General features: G+C 72.6%; 18 protein-coding genes. 10 read left to right on the top strand and 8 right to left on the bottom strand.

Annotated features, from left to right (window positions below):
* The first annotated feature begins 51 nt into the window (after positions 1-51).
* On the top strand, positions 52-2,358 hold the full coding sequence (locus Psi01_RS34260; protein WP_204068301.1) for a CHAT domain-containing protein: 2,307 nt from the start codon (positions 52-54) through the stop codon (positions 2,356-2,358).
* Positions 2,359-2,397: 39 nt separating this feature from the next.
* On the opposite strand, the gene Psi01_RS34255 is transcribed toward Psi01_RS34260, so the two are convergent.
* Positions 2,398-3,867 (bottom strand): helix-turn-helix domain-containing protein, encoded by a 1,470-nt coding sequence (locus tag Psi01_RS34255; RefSeq protein WP_373872529.1) that lies wholly within the window; start codon positions 3,865-3,867, stop codon positions 2,398-2,400.
* A gap of 326 nt (positions 3,868-4,193) precedes the next feature.
* Between Psi01_RS34255 and aceA the strand changes: the two genes are divergently transcribed.
* Positions 4,194-5,483, top strand: a complete 1,290-nt coding sequence (aceA, locus tag Psi01_RS34250) for an isocitrate lyase (protein ID WP_204068300.1) — start codon at positions 4,194-4,196, stop codon at positions 5,481-5,483.
* Positions 5,484-5,723: 240 nt separating this feature from the next.
* Here the strand turns inward: aceA and Psi01_RS34245 are convergent, their stop codons facing one another.
* Positions 5,724-6,038, bottom strand: coding sequence for a hypothetical protein (locus tag Psi01_RS34245; protein ID WP_204068299.1), 315 nt, complete (start codon positions 6,036-6,038; stop codon positions 5,724-5,726).
* Positions 6,039-6,406: 368 nt separating this feature from the next.
* Between Psi01_RS34245 and Psi01_RS34240 the strand changes: the two genes are divergently transcribed.
* The 3 genes from Psi01_RS34240 (at position 6,407) to Psi01_RS34230 (ending at position 8,035) form a co-directional block, all read left to right on the top strand.
* Positions 6,407-7,150, top strand: coding sequence for a DUF4352 domain-containing protein (locus Psi01_RS34240; RefSeq protein WP_204068298.1), 744 nt, complete (start codon positions 6,407-6,409; stop codon positions 7,148-7,150).
* Positions 7,151-7,225: 75 nt separating this feature from the next.
* A complete protein-coding gene (locus Psi01_RS34235) occupies positions 7,226-7,438 on the top strand; it encodes a hypothetical protein (protein ID WP_204068297.1) in 213 nt (70 codons plus the stop codon).
* A gap of 309 nt (positions 7,439-7,747) precedes the next feature.
* Positions 7,748-8,035, top strand: coding sequence for an HU family DNA-binding protein (locus Psi01_RS34230; RefSeq protein ID WP_204068296.1), 288 nt, complete (start codon positions 7,748-7,750; stop codon positions 8,033-8,035).
* Positions 8,036-8,077: 42 nt separating this feature from the next.
* Here Psi01_RS34230 and Psi01_RS34225 read toward each other — a convergent pair whose 3' ends face one another.
* The 3 genes from Psi01_RS34225 to Psi01_RS34215 form a co-directional block, all read right to left on the bottom strand.
* Positions 8,078-8,899 carry an ABC transporter ATP-binding protein gene (locus Psi01_RS34225; protein ID WP_204068295.1) on the bottom strand — a complete coding sequence of 274 codons (822 nt, stop codon included), beginning with the start codon at positions 8,897-8,899 and terminating at the stop codon, positions 8,078-8,080.
* Between the two features lie 165 nt (positions 8,900-9,064).
* Positions 9,065-10,726 carry a serine/threonine-protein kinase gene (locus Psi01_RS34220; protein ID WP_204068294.1) on the bottom strand — a complete coding sequence of 554 codons (1,662 nt, stop codon included), beginning with the start codon at positions 10,724-10,726 and terminating at the stop codon, positions 9,065-9,067.
* A gap of 217 nt (positions 10,727-10,943) precedes the next feature.
* Positions 10,944-11,999: an alpha/beta hydrolase gene (locus tag Psi01_RS34215; RefSeq protein WP_204068293.1), complete on the bottom strand. Its 1,056-nt coding sequence runs from the start codon at positions 11,997-11,999 to the stop codon at positions 10,944-10,946.
* Between the two features lie 212 nt (positions 12,000-12,211).
* Between Psi01_RS34215 and Psi01_RS34210 the strand changes: the two genes are divergently transcribed.
* From Psi01_RS34210 to Psi01_RS34200, 4 genes are read left to right on the top strand one after another with little or no spacing between them, the layout of a single operon-like run.
* Complete coding sequence (locus tag Psi01_RS34210) at positions 12,212-12,811, top strand: ABC transporter permease (RefSeq protein WP_307819293.1); 600 nt, start codon at positions 12,212-12,214, stop codon at positions 12,809-12,811.
* Complete coding sequence (locus tag Psi01_RS44435; protein ID WP_307819292.1) at positions 12,808-13,026, top strand: ABC-2 family transporter protein; 219 nt, start codon at positions 12,808-12,810, stop codon at positions 13,024-13,026. The genes Psi01_RS34210 and Psi01_RS44435 overlap by 4 nt, the downstream gene beginning before the upstream one ends.
* A gap of 29 nt (positions 13,027-13,055) precedes the next feature.
* Entirely contained in the window at positions 13,056-13,844 is a 789-nt protein-coding gene (locus Psi01_RS34205) for an ABC transporter permease (protein ID WP_204068292.1), read from the top strand.
* A gap of 7 nt (positions 13,845-13,851) precedes the next feature.
* A complete protein-coding gene (locus Psi01_RS34200) occupies positions 13,852-14,601 on the top strand; it encodes an ABC transporter ATP-binding protein (protein WP_204068291.1) in 750 nt (249 codons plus the stop codon).
* Between the two features lie 74 nt (positions 14,602-14,675).
* Here the strand turns inward: Psi01_RS34200 and Psi01_RS34195 are convergent, their stop codons facing one another.
* Positions 14,676-16,043 carry a cytochrome P450 gene (locus Psi01_RS34195; RefSeq protein ID WP_204068290.1) on the bottom strand — a complete coding sequence of 456 codons (1,368 nt, stop codon included), beginning with the start codon at positions 16,041-16,043 and terminating at the stop codon, positions 14,676-14,678.
* A gap of 214 nt (positions 16,044-16,257) precedes the next feature.
* Here Psi01_RS34195 and Psi01_RS34190 point away from each other — a divergent pair, with 214 nt between their 5' ends.
* Positions 16,258-16,869: a TetR/AcrR family transcriptional regulator gene (locus Psi01_RS34190; RefSeq protein WP_204068289.1), complete on the top strand. Its 612-nt coding sequence runs from the start codon at positions 16,258-16,260 to the stop codon at positions 16,867-16,869.
* Between the two features lie 281 nt (positions 16,870-17,150).
* On the opposite strand, the gene Psi01_RS34185 is transcribed toward Psi01_RS34190, so the two are convergent.
* Positions 17,151-18,050 (bottom strand): extracellular catalytic domain type 1 short-chain-length polyhydroxyalkanoate depolymerase, encoded by a 900-nt coding sequence (locus tag Psi01_RS34185; RefSeq protein ID WP_204068288.1) that lies wholly within the window; start codon positions 18,048-18,050, stop codon positions 17,151-17,153.
* A gap of 212 nt (positions 18,051-18,262) precedes the next feature.
* Positions 18,263-19,408, bottom strand: coding sequence for an NAD(P)/FAD-dependent oxidoreductase (locus Psi01_RS34180; RefSeq protein WP_204068287.1), 1,146 nt, complete (start codon positions 19,406-19,408; stop codon positions 18,263-18,265).
* Positions 19,409-19,604: the final 196 nt, after the last annotated feature.

Here is a 19,604-nt window from a genome sequence, read left to right as displayed (position 1 = left end):
CCGGCCGTCAGGTGGGAAGATCGGTTCAAGGGGCGAGCGGGAGGAGACGGCATGGACCCGGTGGCCGTACTACGGGCGGCTCGGACCGTCCGCGCCGAGCTCGACGGGCTGCTGGGCGACTCGGCCGGTGAACTGCGCGACCGGCTCGACCCGATCCTGGCCGAGGAGGGCAGACGGGACCCCGAAGGGCTCTCGCACGCCGCCGTGATGCTGATCGCCCAGTACGGCCCCGCCTGGGAACGGCTGACCGTGCTGCTGCACCTGGACGGACCCGCGGCGGCCCCCGCACCCGGCCCTCCGGCCGTCCACGACTCCACCCATGAGCCCGCCCACGACCCCGCCGGACGGCCCGCCGCCCCGGATTCCGGACCCGCGGGCGTCCCGAGCTTCGCGGCCTGGAGGCCACCGGAGTCCCCGGACCCCCCGCACCGCGGGGAACGCCCCTCTCCCCCGCTGGAACCGTGGGAGGTGCCCGAACCGTGGGAGGAGGCACCGGAGTCGAAGGTCCCGGAGCAGCGGTACGCCCAAGAGCCGTGGCACACGCAGGAGCCGTGGCAGGAGCCGGAGCAGTGGCGGGTTCCGGAGTCGTGGCAGGCGCCCGAGCATTGGCAGGCCGCCGGCGCGGCCGAGCAGTGGCAGGCCGAGCAGTGGCAGGCCGAGCAGTGGCAGGCCGAGCGGTACACTCCCCCGCCGGACTCCCCGCCGCCCGTTCCCTCCCCCTCCCCGGGCCCGGCGCCCACCCCGCCGCCCGACCAGGCCCCGCCGCAAGCCTCACCGCAGGCTCCACCCCAGTCCCAATCCCAATCCCAATCCCAGTCCCAGTCCCAGCCTCAGGCGCGGTCCCGCTCCCAGTCCTCCGGCAGGGGCCCGCTGCAACGCCTGACCGGTGCCCTGCGCCGGCGGCACAAGAAGCCGGCGGGCACCGCGGAGTGGGAGGCATTCCCGCTGATCGAGGCCCCCGAGGAGGTCGTGGCGGGCTGGGGCCTGGAGGTCCGGGTCGGGATCACCGGCGCCGCGGGGCGGGAGGCGGAGTCCGTCTCGATCAGCGAGCCGTTCGACCTGGACGTCCAGGTGATCGCTGAGGGATTCGAGGCGCCGGACGGCTGGCGGGTGCGGTTGCGCGTGGAGGAGGGCTCGCCGTACCCCGCCGCGGTCCTGCGCCTGCGCGCCCTGCCCCTGGACCGCCGTCACTTCCAGGAGCCCGCGCCGCAGGAGGCCGGGGAGTCCGGGCAGGACGCGCAGACGGCGGGCCGGCGGATCCAGGTGGTCTACTCGGTGGGCGGCCAGGCTGTCGGCTTCGGTACGCGCGCGGTCACGGTCCTCGTCTCCCCCGGCCTGATCGGCCGGGAGACCGCCCCGGCGGAGATCGCCGGCACCCGGGTCCAGCCTCCCGCGCGGGGACGGTCCGGCGGCCGGCACAGCGGACGGCACGAAGAACGGTACGGGGAGCCGCACGGGGAGGGAGGCGAGCCGGGCGGGTTCTCCGCGGACGTCACGGCCGTCATCGTCCACGGCGACCGTCCCGGACGGCTGTGGTGGTCCTACCTGTCGCCGCACTTCGTCACCCCGGACCAGGCCGAGGCGTGCGAGCTGGGCACGCGGGCCTCGGCGTTCGGCCGGGAGCTGGTCGGGGAGGTCACCGCGCGGACCGGCCACGCGGACATGTCCCTGTACCTGCGCAGCGCCGGCCGCCGGCTCGCGCTGAAGGTCCCGCCCGGGTTCTGGGAGCTGCTGGAGGCGGTGAGCGCGCGGATCGCGCCGCGTCCCCCGACGGTGCTGCTGCTGTCGCAGGAGCCGTACGTCCCGTGGGAGCTGGCGACGCTGGAACGGCCGATCGACCCGTCGGCGCCGGCGTTCCTCGACTGCCAGGCGGCGGTGGGCCGCTGGGCCCTGGGCGGGCGACTGCCGGAGCTGCCGCCGCCCCCGGTGGCGGGCAGTGACGTCGCCCGGCTCCGCGAGGCCCTGGCCGCCTCCGGGGAGCAGCCCCGGGTACTCGGCCTGACCGTGCCCGGCGGGACCGGCATCCTGATCAGGGCCGACCGGCCGGCGCTCCCTCCGCGCCTGGTCGCCGGCCTCCGGCTGGGCGGCGCGCCGTTCGTGTTCCTGGCCGGGGACGGCGGCCCCGATGTGGCCCAGGCGTTCCTGCTCGCGGGCGCGGGCGGGGTGGCCGCCCCGCTCTGGCCCGTCCCGGACGGGGCCGTGCAGGACATGGCGATGGAGTTCTACCGGCGCTGCCTGGCCGGCGAGCCGCCCGCGGAGGTCCTGCGCTCACTGCGCTGCGCGGGGTCGGCCGCGGCGACGGCCTACCGGTTCTCCGGTCATCCGTCGGCCGTGCTGCCGCCCCAGCCGAAGGCCTGACGCCCCCGGGAACCAGCCGGAGGCCTGAGGCCCCGGAAGTCAGTCGGTGGCGTGACGCTCCAGGAAGGTGTAGACGTCGGCCTCGTCCACGCCGGGGAAGGAACCGGGCGGCAGGGCGGCGAGCACGTGGGAGTTGGCGCGGGCCGAGGGCCAGGCGTAGCCCTCCCAGCGCTCGGTCAGCTCGGCGGGCGGGCGGCGGCAGCACTCGCCCGTCGGGCAGTTGGACCTGGTGCGGTTGGTCGTCTCCCGGCCGCGGAACCAGCGCGACTCGCGGTACGGCACCCCGAGGGTGATGGCGAAGTCCCGCTCGCGGCTCGGGTCCACGTGGGCGACGCAGAAGTAGGTGCCGGTGGGCGAGTCGGAGTACTGGTAGAAGACGGAGAAGCGGTCGGGCGAGGCGAAGACCTGGCGTCCCGACCACTGCAGGCACATGCGCTGGCCCTCGATCGCGCCCTGCTCGTCGGCCGGGAAGACGATGCCGTCGTTCTCGTAGGCCTTGTAGATGATCCCGCCGGCGTCGTTGCGGACGAAGTGGCAGACCAGGTCCAGGAAGTGGGTGGCCAGGTTGGTGAAGCGGTGGGCGGCCATCTCGTAGGAGACGGCGAACACGTCGCGCAGGTCCTCCACGCTCAGCGCCCGGTCCTGCTTGGCCTCCCGCAGGTACGGCACCGCGGCGGCCTCGGGCACGAGGACCGCGGCGGCGAAGTAGTTGGCCTCGGTCCGCTGGCGCAGGAAGTCGGCGAAGTCGCGGGGCTTGTGGTGGCCGAGGGCCAGGTGGCCGATGGTCTGCAGCAGGATCGTGCGGGGGGTGTGCATGCCCAGCTGCTCGTGTTTGACGTAGATGCGCCGGTTGCGCAGGTCGGTGATCGAGCGGACCGTGCGGGGCAGGTCCTGCACCGTCTGCACGGTGTAGCCGAAGTGGGTGACCAGCGCCTGGACGGTGCTCTGGGACAGCGCCCCGCTCCGGTAGCCGACCGCGGACAGCGCCTCGGCCGCCGCCTGCTCGATCTCGGCGAAGTAGTTGCCCTGCTCGCGCTGCTTGCGGCGCAGCTCGGCGTTGGCGGCCCTGGCCTCCTCGGGGGTGGCGGTGCCCTTGGTCTCGCGTGAGCGCAGCTCGCCGTACAGGCCGAGGATGTGTTCGAGCACGTCGTTGGGCACGCGGGCGGAGACCTTGAGCTTGGCCAGTCCCAGCGCGGCGTAGAGGGGGTCGCGCTGCGCCTCCTCCAGGGCCATCTCGAGCTGGGCCCGCCGGTTGGGGGGCTGGCGGCGCAGCAGTTCCTCCACCGGGACGCCCAGCGCGGAGGCGAGCGACTTCAGCAGCGACAGCTTGGGCTCGCGCTTGCCGTTCTCCAGCAGGGAGAGCTGGCTCGGCGCGCGGCCGACGCGCTCGCCCAGGTCGGAAAGGGTGAGTCCACGCTGCTTGCGCAGGTGCCGCAGACGCTGCCCGAAGGCGATGAGATCGAGCTCATGCGTCAAAGAAAGCGGTTCTTCCCCCACCAAGGATCCCATGACATCGATCCTAGGCGAAATTTCCTCTTATTTTCCAGCTGGAGACCGTGTCCTCGGGCACTCATGGGGGCACAAGACACGGATCACTCCCCGGACTCGACCCCACCCCGATGATCTTCCCGTAGAGCACTGATTGTGGTCTGGACCACACAGTCGATTGGTCTAGTCCATAGCGAAAACTCTGAACTTCTTCTCTTCTGAATACTCATCAGTATTGACTGAAACAGAAGAAGCGTTGTTCTTTCCGATAAATCGACCTTGTTTGACCGTTTCAGCCGGGCACACACTCAGTGCAAGGCACCCAGGGGACGACAAGGAGTGAAAAAATGAACGATCGCCTCAAGGGAGCCGCAGAGGAACTGCGGCGCGAGTGGGAGACCAACCCCCGCTGGAAGGGCATCGAGCGGTCCTACACCGCCGAGGACGTGATCCGGCTGCGGGGTTCGGTCCAGGAGGAGCACACCCTCGCCCGGCTCGGCGCCGAGCGCCTGTGGAACCTGCTGCACACCGAGGACTATGTGCACGCGCTCGGTGCGCTGACCGGCAACCAGGCCGTTCAGCAGGTCAAGGCGGGCCTGAAGGCGATTTACCTGTCCGGCTGGCAGGTGGCGGCCGACGCCAACCTCGGCGCGCAGACCTACCCGGACCAGAGCCTCTACCCGGCCAACTCGGTCCCGGCCGTCGTGCGCCGCATCAACAACGCGCTGCTCCGCGCCGACCAGATCACCTGGTCCGAGGGTGACGAGAACGCGCCGCACTGGCTGGCCCCGATCGTGGCCGACGCCGAGGCCGGCTTCGGCGGCGTGCTCAACGCCTTCGAGCTGATGAAGGGCATGATCGCCGCGGGTGCGGCGGGCGTGCACTGGGAGGACCAGCTGGCCTCCGAGAAGAAGTGCGGCCACCTCGGCGGCAAGGTGCTGATCCCGACCGGCCAGCACATCAAGACCCTCAACGCGGCCCGCCTCGCGGCCGACGTCCTGGGTGTCCCGTCTCTGATCATCGCGCGGACCGACGCTCAGGCCGCGACCCTGCTGACCAGCGACGTCGACCCCCGCGACCAGCAGTTCGTCACCGGCGACCGTACGGCCGAGGGCTTCTACCGCGTGCGCAACGGCGTCGACGCCTGCATCGCCCGCGGCCTGGCCTACGCGCCCCACTCCGACCTGCTGTGGATGGAGACCTCCACCCCGGACCTGGACGTGGCCCGCGAGTTCGCCGAGGCGATCAAGGCGCAGTACCCGGACCAGATGCTGGCCTACAACTGCTCGCCGTCCTTCAACTGGAAGAAGCACCTGGACGACTCCACCATCGCCAAGTTCCAGCGCGAGCTCGGCCACATGGGCTACAAGTTCCAGTTCATCACGCTGGCGGGCTTCCACTCGCTCAACTACTCGATGTTCAACCTGGCGCAGGGCTACGCGGGCGACGGCATGACCGCCTACGTCGAGCTCCAGGAGGCCGAGTTCGCCGCCGAGTCGCGCGGCTACACCGCCACCCGCCACCAGCGCGAGGTCGGCACCGGTTACTTCGACCTGGTCAGCACGGCCATCGCGCCGGACTCCTCCACCACGGCCCTGAAGGGCTCCACCGAGGAGGAGCAGTTCGAGGCTCACTAAGCCCGGAGAACGGATCGGAGCGGAGATCCTCCGGCGTCAGACCGCGGACCGACGGCAGCTCTCAGGGCATGCAGAGCCCGCCCGTCCCCTTCTGACCCGACCCTGCACTCGGATCTCCGCTCCGGCTCCCCCCGGACTCGGACTCTTCGACCAGGCCGAAAAGACCCCGCCGCTCTTCCCCCCGGAGAGGCGGGGTCTCCTGGTGTCCGGCACCGTTTCCCGACGGCCGCAGGGTCCGGATCATCCCAGGACGCACACGCCGCTCTGCCCGGTGTCGTGGACGACGCGGTAGCCGGCCTCGGTCAGCACGCCCGTCACGGCGGCGTACACGGCCATGCGGACGGCGGGATAGCGGCTGCCGACGCCGGTGATCGACTTCCCTTCGGGGTCGGCGGGGCTCCAGTCCACCACCACCCCCCTGTCGGGGTCGTGGCGGACTCGGACGCCGTAGCCCTCGCCGCCCTCCCCCCGCTCATCGGCGAGGCCGGTCTGGGCCAGCAGGCGGCGCACGCGCGTCATGAGCTCGGCCAGGGCGTCAGGGTCAGGGACGTCCACCACTTCAACGTAACCGAAAGGCTGCTGTGCGCTATGGCCTCGACAGCCAGATGGCGCTGCCGTCCGGGTTCGCACGACGAGCCTCCTCCCCCTCGCGGAGGCGGGCGGTGCCCGTGACCGGATCCGGTCACGCTGACAACCGCGCCGGTGGCAGCCGCGTCACACACGCACTGCCACACCTCGGAGATGCCGTGAGCCACCCCCCGCACGTCCCGCCCCAGGGTCCTCCGCAAGACCGCTCCCAGCAGCCGTACGGCCGGCCTCCGCAAGGCCACCCCCAGCAGCCGTACGGCGGGCCTGCCCAGGGCCCGCCGTACCCTCCGCCCCCGCAAGGCCCGCAGCAGGGCCCGCCTCCGCAGACTCAGCCCATGCACCCCTGGCAGTCCCACGGACAGCCGCCGCAACAGCCGCAGCAGCCGTACGGCCGGCCTCCGCAGGGCCCGCCGTACCCTCCGCCGCAGGGTCACCCCTACGCCCCCCCGAGGCCGGGACCGCCGCCCAGGAGCAACACCGGCGTGATCGTCGCCCTCGTCGCCGGGCTGTCCCTCGTGCTGGTCGCCGGGGCCATCGCCGTCGTCGTCGCCGTGGGCGGCTCCACCGACGCCGGGGGTGCGTCGCCGTACGACATCGACATCACCCTTCCGGGCACCGCCGCCCCGCCCACGGCCGAGACCCGGCCGAGCCGGGCCGCCTCACCGGAGGCGGCGAAGGTGGGACAGACCGTCACCGTCCAGGGCCTGCAGCCCGGTGTCCGGGTGGCCGCGACCCTCACCCGGGTCGTCGACGAGGCCACACCGGCCAACCAGTTCCTCAAGCCCTCGGAAGGCTCCAGGTACGTCGCGGTCGAGCTCACCCTGGAGAACGTCGGCCAGGAGGTCTACAGCGACTCGCCGATGTTCGGCTCGACGCTGATCGACTCCGAGGGACGGCAGTACCAGGCGACGTTCGCCGAGGTGAAGGAGGGCGTGTCGTTCGGCGGAGCGGTGACCGTGAGCAAAGGCGACTCCCGTAAAGGAGTGATCGTCTTCGAGGTTCCCACCTCGGCTGCACCCGCGAAGTTCCAGTTCGGGACCATTCTGGGGGAGCAGAAGGCCGAGTGGACGCTCAAATAGCCGTCATCCACGTTCCATGCTGATATGTCCGGATAGTTACCCTACGCTTACTTCGCCCTCCGTAGTCTCGATCTCATGGGGATCTGGCTGGGACCGGAGGGCATCGAGGTCGAGGCGATCGTCCGCGACGATCGCCCGTGCCTGCGTGTCACGCGAACGATCGGCCGGGAGCGGACGCTGTTGGCGTACTGCGCCGACGTGACCGAGGTGGGCAAGTACGTGGACCTGGCCGAGCTGGTCGCGGCGGAGCCGAGCGAGCCGTCGGGCGCGGGGCGCGCCCAGGCCTGATCGGGCCGGGCCCAGTCCCGATCGGGCCGGAAGGTGAACCTCCGCGCCCACCTGGGCGTCGGTGTAGGCAGGGAGGCCCGAATGGAAGTCCTGGACGGCCTCGCCGACGAAGACCTCCGTCTGGAGCTCGTGCTCGTCGAGGCCCTTTACCTGGAGGCGGAACGGCTGGCCGCCCAGTCTCCCCGCCTCTGAGCGAACGGCACCTGCCCGCCGCCTCCCCCGGTGGCGGGCACGTGTTCGCCGGTGGAGTTCTCAGGCACGATCCTTGCCCGTAGTGTGGGCTCTCCCGGGCACACACGAGGAAAGAACATGAACAAGCGCGAGCTGATCGAGAAGGCCGCGGCGGAGGCGGGCCTCACCCGGAGGCAGACCGCCGCGGCGCTGGACGCGATCCTCGACACCATCCAGCACGCCGTCGCCAGCGAGGAGAAGGTCGCGATCCCCGGCTTCGGCTCCTTCGAGATCGTGCACAAGCCCGCGCGCACGGGGCGCAACCCGCAGACCGGCGAACCACTGGAGATCGACGAGACCTGGACGGCCAAGTTCAAGCCGAGCCCGGGGTTCATGGGGCTGATCCGCCAGCGGAAGAAGGACTGACCGGGGCCCGTCCCAGAGGCCGGTCACCCGGGGATCCCGGGATCACACGCTCCGGGCGCCGGACCCGCGCAGCGCACGGGCCGACCAGCGGCCGTCCAGGTGGTCGATCCGCAGCGCACGGCCGAAGCACTCCGACAGGTTCTCGCTCGTCAGGACGTCCCCCACCGGCCCCGCGGCCATCACCCGGGTGTCGCGCATCAGCAGGGCGTGCGTCGTCGTGGCCGGGACCTCCTCCAGATGATGCGTGACCGTGACGGTGGTCAGCGCCGGGCGGGTCCCGGCCAGTTCCTCCACGGCGGTGATGAGGTCCTCCCTGGCCGGCAGGTCGAGCCCGGCGAACGGCTCGTCCAGCAGCAGGATCACCGGATCGGCCATCAGCGCCCTGGCGACCCGGATCCGGGCCCGCTCGCCCTGGGAGCAGACGCGGAACAGCCGGTCGCCCAGCTCCTTGCAGCCCATGTCGTCCAGCAGCCGGTGGGCGCGCTCGTGCTCGGCCGGGCCGTACCGGTCCCAGAGCGGGGCGCTGGTGCCGGTGTGGCCGGTCAGGACGACCGTGTGCGCGGTGGCGCCCTCCTCCTCCAGCAGCTCCTCGTCCACCAGCCGCTGGCTGGCGGCGACCAGGCCGATGCGGCGGCGCAGCTCGCGCAGGTCGACGCGGCCCAGCCGCTGGCCGAGCACGACGGCCGTGCCCTGACTGGGATGCCGTACGGCCGCCGCCAGCGACAGCAGCGTGGTCTTGCCGGCCCCGTTGGGCCCGAGCACCACCCAGTGCTGGCCGTACTCCACCCGCCAGTCGATGTCCGCCAGCAGCGTCCGGCCGACGACCCGGACCCCGACGCCGCTCAGTTCGACCGCCCCCGGCACGGATGCCCCCCTCTGACTCGGTTAGCGCGGTTCACCTTAACGGATGAACCGGCCCCGTCCCCGGGAGTTCCCCCGATCCCGCGCCGCATCACCGGCCCCGGACCGCGTCACCGGCCCTGGACCGCGCCGCCGGGGCCGGTGCACGGTGCACAGTGCCTCCACCGCTCAGTCGCCGAGCTGGAACGACTGACCGGATGAGGGAGAGGGCGTGGCGACCGGGGTGGAGGTGGCCGGTGTCGGGGTCGGGCTCTCGCCGTCGCCGGTCTGCGGGATCTGGGTGAAGGAGGGTTTGGGACCGCTCGTGGGCGTGGGGCAGTTCCCGCCGCGGTTGCGCGCCTTCCCCTTCCCCTTGGCGCTGGTGTCCGCGCAGGTCTGCGGCTCTCCGGGGTCGTCGTCCGGCCGGTCGTCCGGGGCGTCCGGCCGTCCGGGGTCGTCACCGGGCCGGTCGTTCGGAGCGTTCGCGGAGGGGGGCCACCGATGGCCCGTCGCGTCGGGCACCGGGACGGTCCGCGTGGTGGTGATCATGATGGTGGAGGGCGTGACCGGGAGCGGCGCGTCCACCCGGCCGGCCGGTGGCCGGGTGGCGCGGAAGGTCGCGCCGATGGTGGTGCCCGCCGTGGGGATCACCATTGGCACGTTCTCATACTCGGGCAGCCCGATGCCGCCGCCGCGCGCGCTGCCGTTGCCCGCGGCGACCACGGTGAGCGCCACCAGGGAGATGGTGGCCAGGGCCGCGAACCCCGCCTGGGGCAACGCGGTACGGCGCGGCGCGGCACGGCGCGACGGCCTGGCCGAGGTGTCGGGCGAGTCGTCCCGCAACGGTCCCGCCTGTCCATGGGCCTGTCCGGGGACCTGCCCGGGAGCCTCACCGGGTCCGGCCTGCGGGGCCGCGGGGGGCCCGGCGGACGCCAGCCGCAGGTGTCCCCCGCCCGGCGGGTAGGGCACGGTCGTCCAGATCTCCCCGAGCACCTCGGCGACCGCCTCGCGCAGGTCCCACGGATCGCCGATCCCGCCGACGGCCAGCAGCGCGCCGAGCAGGTCGGCCGCCCGCGGCCGGCGGACGGGCTCCTTGGCCAGGGCCGCCTCCACCGCCGGGCGCAGCAGTTCGGGGACGGCCGACAGGCGGGGCGGCTCGATCAGGATCCTGCGGGTCATCAGGTCGGGCTCGGCCGCGCCGAACGGGTGGTGACCGGTGGCCGCGTAGGCGATCAGGCAGCCCCAGGAGAAGACGTCCGAGGCGGGCAGGGCCGGACCGCCGGTGAGCCGTTCCGGGGCCACCCAGCCGGGGCTGCCCATGACCTGGCCGGCCTGGGTGTGCACGGCCAGGGCGTCCACGTCCCTGGCGATCCCGAAGTCGATCAGCCGGGGACCGGTCTCCGACAGCAGCACGTTGCCCGGCTTCAGGTCGCGGTGGACCAGCCCGGCCTCGTGCACCGCGGTCAGCGCGCCGGCCAGGCCCAGGGCGACGCCGTACGCCAGGTCCGGGGTGAGCGGGCCCCGGGCGGCGACCACCTGCGACAGCGCGGGGCCGGGGATGTACTCCGAGACCAGGTAGGGCCGCTCCCGGTCGGTGCCGTCCTCCACCACCGCGGCGGTGCAGAACGGGACCACCCGCCGCGAGAATTCCACTTCCTCAGCGAAACGGGCCCGGAGCGTGGGATCGTTGAGATGCACCGGATGGGGCGTCTTCAGAGCCACCACTCCGCCCTGCGGATGCTCGGCCAGATAGACCACTCCCATACCGCCGGTTCCCAGGCGGCCCAGCAGGAGATAACGGCCGATGATGACCGGGTCCCCGACGGTCAGCGGCCGCACGCCAGGCGGCATGCCGTTCATGGGGCCAGTTCCGCCACGTGCCATCCGGATCGAGCCTCTCTGTACGGGCTACGGCAAGCACACTGTGACGGGATTCGAGTGCTGTTCGCTCCTGACTGGTCATAAGGGATATGACGGGTAAGGCCAATGATCCCTCAAGGTAAGGAACCACTGGGATCCGAGGGACTGGACATATGGGTGTGACCTGCGGGATCGCCGCGCCGGGATGTCAGGCGGCGGCCGAGTCGGCTTCGATCGCGTGGTCGCCGGCCGGAGCCTCGTCCGCCGGGCCGTCCTGCGCGGGCGCGGCCCGCACGGGGAGGCCCCCGTCGCGCAGGCGCTGGGCTGCGGCGACGAAGCGGGCGATGTGCTGGAAGACCAGGCGGGCCTCGGGCAGGATGTCGGCGAGGATCGGGAAGACGTGCGGCATCCGCCGCCACTCCTCGTAGGTGACCGGGACCCCGGCCGCACGGGCCCGCTCGGCCACGCGGCGGCCCTCGTCCCGCAGGACCTCCGTCGATCCGGTGATGAGCATCAGCGGCGGCAGCCCGGCGTAGTCGCCGAACACCGGCGAGACCAGCGGGTCGCGGGCGTCCAGGCCGGCGGTCCAGCGGCGGGCGAGCCAGTCGACGCGGCCGGCCGAGATCATCGGGTCGACCAGGCGGTTGGTCCGGCGCGGGGTGTCGGACAGGTCTGTCCACGGTGACATGCACACCGCGCCCGCGGGCAGTTCGATCCCCCGGTCGCGCAGCGCCAGCAGGGTGGCCAGGGTCAGGTGGCCTCCGGCGGAGTCCCCGGCGATCAGGACGTCGGCGGGGTCGTAGCCCTTCTCCAGCAGGCACCGGTAGGCCGCGACGGCGTCGTCGAGCGACTGGGCCAGCGTGTGCGCCGGGCCCTGGCGGTAGTCGACGGCCAGCACCGGGCGGCGGGTGGCGACCGAAAGGCGCCAGGTGATCGGGCGGTGGGTGGCCGGGGAGCAGACGAAGTACCCGCCGCCGTGCAGGTAGAGCAGCACCTTGCTCTCGTCGAGCCCCTGCCCGGCGCGGACCCACTCCCCCGCGCAGGCCCCGACGCGGTCGTGCACGAGCGTCACGTGCGCGGGCAGGCGGAGCGGCACCTTCCCGGCGAGCCCGACGATGTGCGAGGCGGCGAGAACGCTGAAGCCCGAGCGCAGCAGGAGCTCGGAGAGAGGTTTGACCGTGCTTCTCATGATCGTGTTGAGAGCCGAAGCCTGCCAGCTGACGGGGTACCCGGGACAGACGTCCACGTCGATCTCATGGCGCATGCGGAAACCTCCTGCAAAGAAGGTTCCCTGCCAGAACTTCCTTCTATCATGTAACAGGCATATCGCCGGGGTTACCACTATGTGTCGTACCGCCCCATGCGGTCCTCCGGCCCGCCAGGAGAGCCTCCCGCCCGGAGGGCACGCTTCCGCCCCGCTCCCGGCCGCCGGATAATCCGTTGCCCCGGTTCTGCGGGCCGAGGAAAATCGGAGGGTTGCCCGGACGCCAGCCGAGGAGGCCCCCGCTGCTGCTCTATCTGCGCATCGCCGGGTACGGCTTCCGCCGCCACTCCGCCTATCGCGCCGCAGCCCTGGCCGGAGCCTTCACCAACACCGTCTTCGGCATCCTGCGCGCCTACGTCCTGATCGCCCTGTGGCAGGCCCGTCCCGGCCTGGCCGGTTACGACGTGGCCGACGCCGTCACCTTCTGCTTCCTGAGCCAGGCCTTCATCGGCCCGATGCAGCTGTTCGGCGGCGGCATGCAGCTGTCGGAGCGCGTGCGCAGCGGCGACATCGCCGTCGACCTGCTGCGCCCGGCCTCCCTGCAGGTGTGGACCCTCGCCGACGACCTGGGCCGGGCCGGCTATCTGATGCTGCTGCGCAGCCTGCCGCCCACCGTCGTCGGGGCGGTGCTGTTCGGCCTCGTCATGCCGGACGACCCGGCGACCTGGGCCGCCTTCACCGTCAGCTTCCTGCTGGCCGTGGTGGTCAGCTTCGGCTGGCGGTACCTGATCGCGCTGTCGTCCTGCTGGATCCTCGACGAGCGGGGGATGCAGTCGCTGTCCGTCGTCATGATGATGTCTTCAGCGGCATGATCCTTCCGCTCAACCTCTATCCGGGCCTGCTCGGCGACATCGTGCGGGCCCTGCCCTGGGCGGCCGTCGTCCAGGTGCCCGCCGACGTCTACCTCGGCAAGCAGGACGTCGCCCAGGCGCTCGGCTTCCAGCTGCTGTGGGCGGTCGCGCTGTTCGCCCTGGGCGCCCTGGCCACCCGCGCCGCCCGCCGCAAGGTGGTGATCCAGGGTGGATGACCGCGCGACTACCCCGGAGGCGCACGGCCGTGGTTAGGACCTATCTGCTGCTCGCCTGGACGTGGATGCGCGCCTCGGCGCAGTATCCGGTGTCGTTCGCCCTGATGACGCTCGGCTCGTTCACGCTCACCGGGCTCGACGTGGCGGGGATCTGGATCATCTTCGAGCACACCGAGTCGCTGGGCGGGTTCGGCCTGTTCGAGGTCATGTTCCTGTACGGCACCTCGGGTCTGTCGTTCGCCCTGGCGGACATGCTCTTCGGCAACGTCGAACGGCTCAGCCAGCACGTCAGGGCCGGGAGCTTCGACACCATGCTCATCCGCCCGACCGGCGCGTTCGTCCAGATGGCCACCGACCGGTTCGGCGTGCAGCGCCTGGGCCGGATCGCCCAGGCCGCGCTGGTGCTCGGCATCTCCCTGCCCCGGCTCGACCTGTCCTGGAGCCGGATGTGGATGGTCCCGCTGATGGTCGCGTGCGGGCTCGTCATCTTCACCTCGATCTTCGCGCTCGGCGGGGCCCTGCAGTTCCTGCTGACCGACGCCCCCGAGGTCGCCAACGCCTTCACCTACGGCGGCAGCACGCTCACCCAGTACCCGCTGAGCATCTACGGCGGCGAACTCGTCAAAGGCGTGACGTTCATCGTCCCGCTGGCGTTCGTCAACTGGCAGCCCGCCCTGTACGTGCTGGACAGAGAGGATCCCTTCGGCCTGCCGTACTGGCTCCGCTTCGTCGCGCCCGTCGCCGCCGTCCTCCTCGCCGTCGCCGCCGCCCTGGCCTGGCGGGCGGGCATCCGCCGCTACCGCTCCACGGGGAGTTGATCGCCACATGATCGAAGTCGACCGCGTCGGCCGTTCCTTCACCGTCGGCCGCGGGCGGGCCCGCAGGACCGTGCACGCCGTACGGGACCTGTCGTTCACCGTCGGATCCGGGGAGTTCGTCGGCTATCTCGGCCCCAACGGGGCGGGCAAGTCCACCACCATCAAGATGCTCACCGGCATCCTCGCGCCGACCTCCGGCCGCATCCGGGTGGCCGGGCTCGACCCGACGCGCCGCCGTACGGCCCTCGCCCGCAGGATCGGCGTGGTCTTCGGGCAGCGGACCACCTTGTGGTGGGACCTGCCGCTGAAGGACAGCTTCGAACTGATCCGCCACCTTTACAAAGTAGATCGTGTTGATTTCCGCCGCAGACTCGACGAGCTGGCCGACCTCCTCGACCTCGGGGGGTTCCTGCACACCCCGGTCCGCCAGCTCAGCCTCGGCCAGCGCATGCGCGGCGACGTCACCGCCGCGCTCCTGCACGAACCGGCCGTCCTGATCCTCGACGAGCCGACCATCGGCCTGGACGTGGTGAGCAAGGTGGCCATGCGCGCGTTCCTGCGCCGCCTCAACGCCGAGCACGGCACCACCGTGCTGCTGACCACCCACGACCTGGGCGACATCGAGAAACTCTGCCGCCGGGTCATGCTCATCGACCACGGCCGCCTCGGCTTCGACGGCACCGTCGACGACCTGCGCGCCACGGCCCCGGGACGGGAGTCCCTCGAAGAGGTCGTCGCCCACCTCTACACCGCCTGAGCACCCGTCCCGGTACACCGACCGGGCACCCGTCCCGGGTGACCGCTTGGGCGCCCGTCCCGGCCGGCGTGCCGTTAGCGCGGCGGGGTCTCCTGGGGGCTCGCGGTCCGGGCGCGCACGACGACGCGGGCGCGCCGCGACGGCACGAGGGTGACGTGCTGCATGCGCTGACGCTCCGGGCGGCCGGGGTCGGCGGGCAGCGGCTCCACCCGGCGCAGCACTTCGGCGATGATGACCCGCATCTCCAGCAACGCCAGCTGCGCGCCCACGCAGTAGCGCCGCCCGCCCCCGAACGGCTGCCAGGCCCGGTTGGCCCGCGCCGCCTCGGGACCGAGGAAGCGTTCGGGGCGGAAGGCGTCCGGCTGCGGGAAGGCCTCGGGGTCGCGGTGGATCAGGGCGATCAGCGGTGAGGCGAACCAGCCGGCCGGCACCTCGTAGCCGCCCAGCCGCAGCGGGACGTCCACCAGCCGGGACACGTCCCACACCACCGGGCGGCAGCGCAGCGTCTCCTTGACCACGGCCTGCAGGTACTGGTCGTCGTCCCCGGCGGCCAGCTCCCGCCTCAGCCGTGCCAGCGCCTGCGGGGCGCGCGTCAGCCGCTCGAAGGCCCACGCCAGGCCGGTCGCGGTGGTCTCGTGCCCGGCCTGCAGCATGGTGATCAGCTCGTCGCGCAGCTCCCGGTCCGGCATCGGCCGCCCGTCCTCGTCGCGGGCCGCCATCAGCCGCGACAGCACGTCCGTGCCGGTCCCGCCGTCGGTCCCGTTCTCCGTCAGGGCGCGGCGGCGGGCGATCTCCTCGTACAGGATCCCGTCCACCTCGGCCCGCAGCGCCGCGAAACGGCCGAGGAACGGCACCCGCCGCAGCGGCGAGGAGGCGGCGCGCTCGCGCAGGTTCGGCGGGAGCATCAGCACCACCGTGCCCGCGGCCTCCAGCATCCGCGGGATCAGCACCCGCAGCCGCGCCAGCCGCCGCGCGTCGTCGATGCCGAACACCAGCCGCAGGATCACCTCCAGCGTGATGCGCTGCACCCGCTCGCGCAGCGCGAAGGGGGTGCCCAGCGGCCAGGTCTCGATCTCCTCGGCGGCGATGCGGGCGATGTCGTCCCGGTAGCCGGAGATGGCCCGGCCGTGCAGCGGCGGGGTGAGCAGCCTGCGGTGCCGCCACCACGGCTCATGGTCCAGGGTGAGCAGCGAGTGGTGGCCGACCATCGGCTCCAGGAAGCGGCGCCGTACCTCCCCCGCCCGCCCGCCTTCGGCGTCGAGCGCGTAGACCCGTTCGGCGAGCTCGGCGGTGGTCACGAACACCTCGGGCGGCAGCCCGGGGAAGCGGATCGCGAAGACCGGCCCGTAGCGGCGCCGCTGGGCCTCCAGGTAGGCGATGGGGTCGTGCAGCAGGCGCAGGGCCGGCAGCACCGGGATCCGCGGCCCCGGCGGTCTCCTCACCGGACCGTGCGCCCGGGATCCGGTGCTCCTGTCTCCCGCTCCAGTGGGCCCTCCCGCTCCCGGCCCTGCGATCTCCCCGGTCGCCTCGTGGCCGGGTGGCGGTGAAGACGGCTGGCTGGACGGCATCGCGGCTCCCGTTCTGCCCGTTCGAACCTGCACAGGCGGATCTATACGTACGTATAAGACGCTCGTATATGTGCTTAACATGGTCGGCGTGACGCGTAAAGACCCCTCCCCCGGACACCGGGACCGGTTGCTGGCCGCGGCGATGACATGCCTGCAGCACAAGGGTTACGCCCGGACCACCGCCCGCGACCTGGTGGCCGCCTCCGGGACCAACCTGGCCTCCATCGGCTACCACTTCGGGGGCAAGGAGGCCCTGCTGAACGCGGCCGTGGCCGAGTGCTTCCGCATCTGGACCGCCAGGCTGGAGGAGGCCGTGTTCGCCACGGCCGGCTCGGGACCGCGCGAGCGCCTGGAGCGGGCCCTGACCGTGATGCTCGGCAGCTTCGACGAGCTGCGGCCCCTCATCGCCGCCTGCGTCGAGGCCTTCCCCGCCGCCCTGCACTCCGAGCAGCTGCGCCGCCAGCTCGCCGACGCCTACGCCGACATCCGCACGACCACCGCCGGAATGATCACACGCTCCTGCGCCGAACTCGGCCTGCAGCCTCCCGGCCCACCGCAGACCACGGCCTCGGTGCTCATCGCCCTGTGCGACGGCCTGATGCTGCAGTGGCTCCTCGACCCCCTGGCCGTCCCCGACGCCTCCCAGGCCGTAGGCGCCCTGTCCGCCCTGTCCGCCGTCCTGACCCCGCCGGACGAGTAGTCCTCAACCTGAATGTCGTACGGCGCCCCGTCCCGGCCGGCGAGCCAGGCCATGAGACCTGTCCGCGGTGGACCGCCTGACGCCCACCCGTGAGACACGTCCGCAGTTGACCGGGTGTCGCCCACCCAAACTGCGCCCCACCACGGACGGGCCTGCCCACACCCCCAGAGGGCCGGCGGCGCACCACGTCGCGATGCCGCCCCGCTCAGGACAGATGGCGTTCCGTTCTAGGAAGATGGCGTTTCGCTCAGGACAGACGCCCTTCAGGACAGGGTGGAGACTCAGGGCTTGGGGTGGGCGGCGAAGAAGCGCCAGAGGGTCGTGGTGGCGTTCAGAGCGGTGGACGGGGGGTCGGCGCGGTCGCGGACCACCTTGCCGCCCGGCCACTGGTGGCCCGTGCCCTCGATGGTGATCAGCTCGACGGCGCGGCCGTGCCGGCATCGGGCGAGCGCGGTGGTGACCGGGCCCGAGCCGGAGACGGCGGGCCGGTCGCAGCGGGCGGCCGTGCGCCAGCCGGCGAGGACCTCGGGCACGGGTGGGCCGTCGATCCGGGCGGCTCCGGTGCCGGGTGAGCCGTCGAAGGGGACGTTGCGGTCGGCCGTACCGTGGATGTGCAGGACCGACAGCGGCGCCGGCGCGGGGCAGTGGCCGAGCCGGGTCGCGGCCACCGGCCCGATCGCCGCGAAGAGCCCGGTGTCGCAGGCCAGCCGGTAGGCCATCATTCCGCCGTTGGACATTCCCGTCGCGTACACCCGGGCGGGGTCCGTCCTCAGTTCGCGGGTGATCCGCGTGACCATCCGGCTGATGAAGGCGACGTCGTCGACGCCCTGCCGGCCCGGCCGGCCACAGCAGCCGTCACCGGCGTTCCAGGCTCTGCCGGACCCGTCGGGGTAGGCGACGGCGAAGCGACCCCGATCGGCCTCGGCGTTCCAGCCGTAGGACCTCTCGGCCTGCCGGGCCGAGCCGAACCCGCCGTGCAGCATCACCACCAGTGGCGCGTTCGCCGGAAGTGACGCGGGCCGGTAGAGCCGGTAGGAGCGTTCCCGGTCGTCGACGGTGATCGTGTGCACGGTGGTCGTGCCCCGTCCCCACGCGCTCGCCGCCGACCTGTCAACTGCGGCGGACGCCACCGCCGGTACGGCCAGCACCACCGCCGCGCACAGCCGTAGTACAGGCGACACAGACGGCACCCGCAGCGCAGGCGCATGCAGCGTCATCTGCGCGCTGGCACGGATACGTGTACGGATCATCCGCATGCCAGGCCTTCTCCCCATGAGCCCTCCGGTGGCTCTCCGCGAGTGGTCCTCCCCTTGCCGGGAGGACGGCGGCCGCCAGTCAACCGGGGCTTTCTGGCAAATCTCTGGGACTCCCGGAACGGGCGCCGGGGTGCCGTTCACCGTCTCCAGGCGTTCAGGAACCAGCGGGCCGCCACGGCGCGGGCCAGAGGCGGGGGGACCGTGCCCGCGCCCAGGCCGACCTCGACCAGCAGGTCGAAGACCTCGGAGCGCCGGGCGGCCACGTCGATCGCGGTGTCGATGAAACCGGGGAACTGGGCGAGGCGGGCGAGGACGTCGGTGGTGAGCAGGTGCCGTCCCAGGGCCGCGCGCAGGGCGCGCCGGTAGGCGGGCAGGGGGTCGGCCGCGGCGTGCACCGCGGCCTCGCCGGCGAGGCGGCCGGACAGCAGCGCGTAGTAGATGCCCTCGCCGGTGAGGGGGTTGATGAGGCTGGCGGCGTCGCCGGCCAGCAGGACCCGGCCGGCGCCGGGAACGGGCCGGCCGGGTGACAGCGGCAGGTGGTGGGCGCGCAGGTCCCGGGCCCTCAGGTGGGGCAGGAGCTCCGCCAGACGGCCGTGCAGGACCTGGCGGCCGGGCCGGCCGGTGGCGCGCAGGCGGGGCAGCAGCATTCCGAACCCGATGTTGGCGGTGCCGTCGCCGACCGGGAACGACCAGGTGTAGGCGGGCCAGCCGTCGCGCTGCATCGCGATGAGCTGGACGTCGTCGTCCTCGGGCACGTCGGCGTAGCCGCGTACGGCTATGGCGGTGTGCCGTTCGGGGGTCGCGGCGGCGCCGATGAGGCGGCGCACGGTGGAGTTGGCCCCGTCGGCGGCGATGACGACGCGCGCGGTGAAGCGGCCGTCGACCGTCACGTGGCCGTCGTGGGCGCTGAGCGCGCGGACCGGATGGCGCATGACACGGACGCCGCGCTCCTCGGCGGCCCGTACGAGCCGGGCGTCGAAGACCTTGCGGGGCACGACGCGGTTGGGCCGCGCCGCGGTGGCGGCGACGCGCGCCCCGCCGGGCGAGATCACCGACAGGCGCTGGATCGGCCGGTAGTCGGCGACCAGGTCGGGCACGCCGAGCAGGGCGAGCTCGTCCACGCCGTGGGCGGCGATGCCGTCCCCGCAGGCCTTGTCCCTGGGGAAGTCCGCCCTGTCGAGCAGGAGCACCCGTGCCTGCGGCCGCAGCTGCCTGACGCGCAGCGCCGCAGCCGAACCGGCGGGTCCGCCGCCGACGATGATCACATCCCACGTGCCCGCCATGACCCGGAACCTGCCACGTCCGTGCCGGACGAAACCGCCCCGGCGCGAGCGGTGCGGCGGCCGTACGGCGGAGCCGTCCCGCGCCGCGGGTTTTCGGAAGCTCGGGACCGGCCACGTGAGAGCGCCGCAGGTGGGTAGAGCTACCGGTGAGCGCGCACGAGTCACCGGGGACGGGTGGCGCACGGGGGAGTGAAGC

This window comes from Paraplanobispora siamensis, assembly GCF_016863175.1.
GTDB classification, from domain to species: domain Bacteria; phylum Actinomycetota; class Actinomycetes; order Streptosporangiales; family Streptosporangiaceae; genus Planobispora; species Planobispora siamensis.
This window is presented reverse-complemented; position numbering and strand designations above follow the sequence as displayed.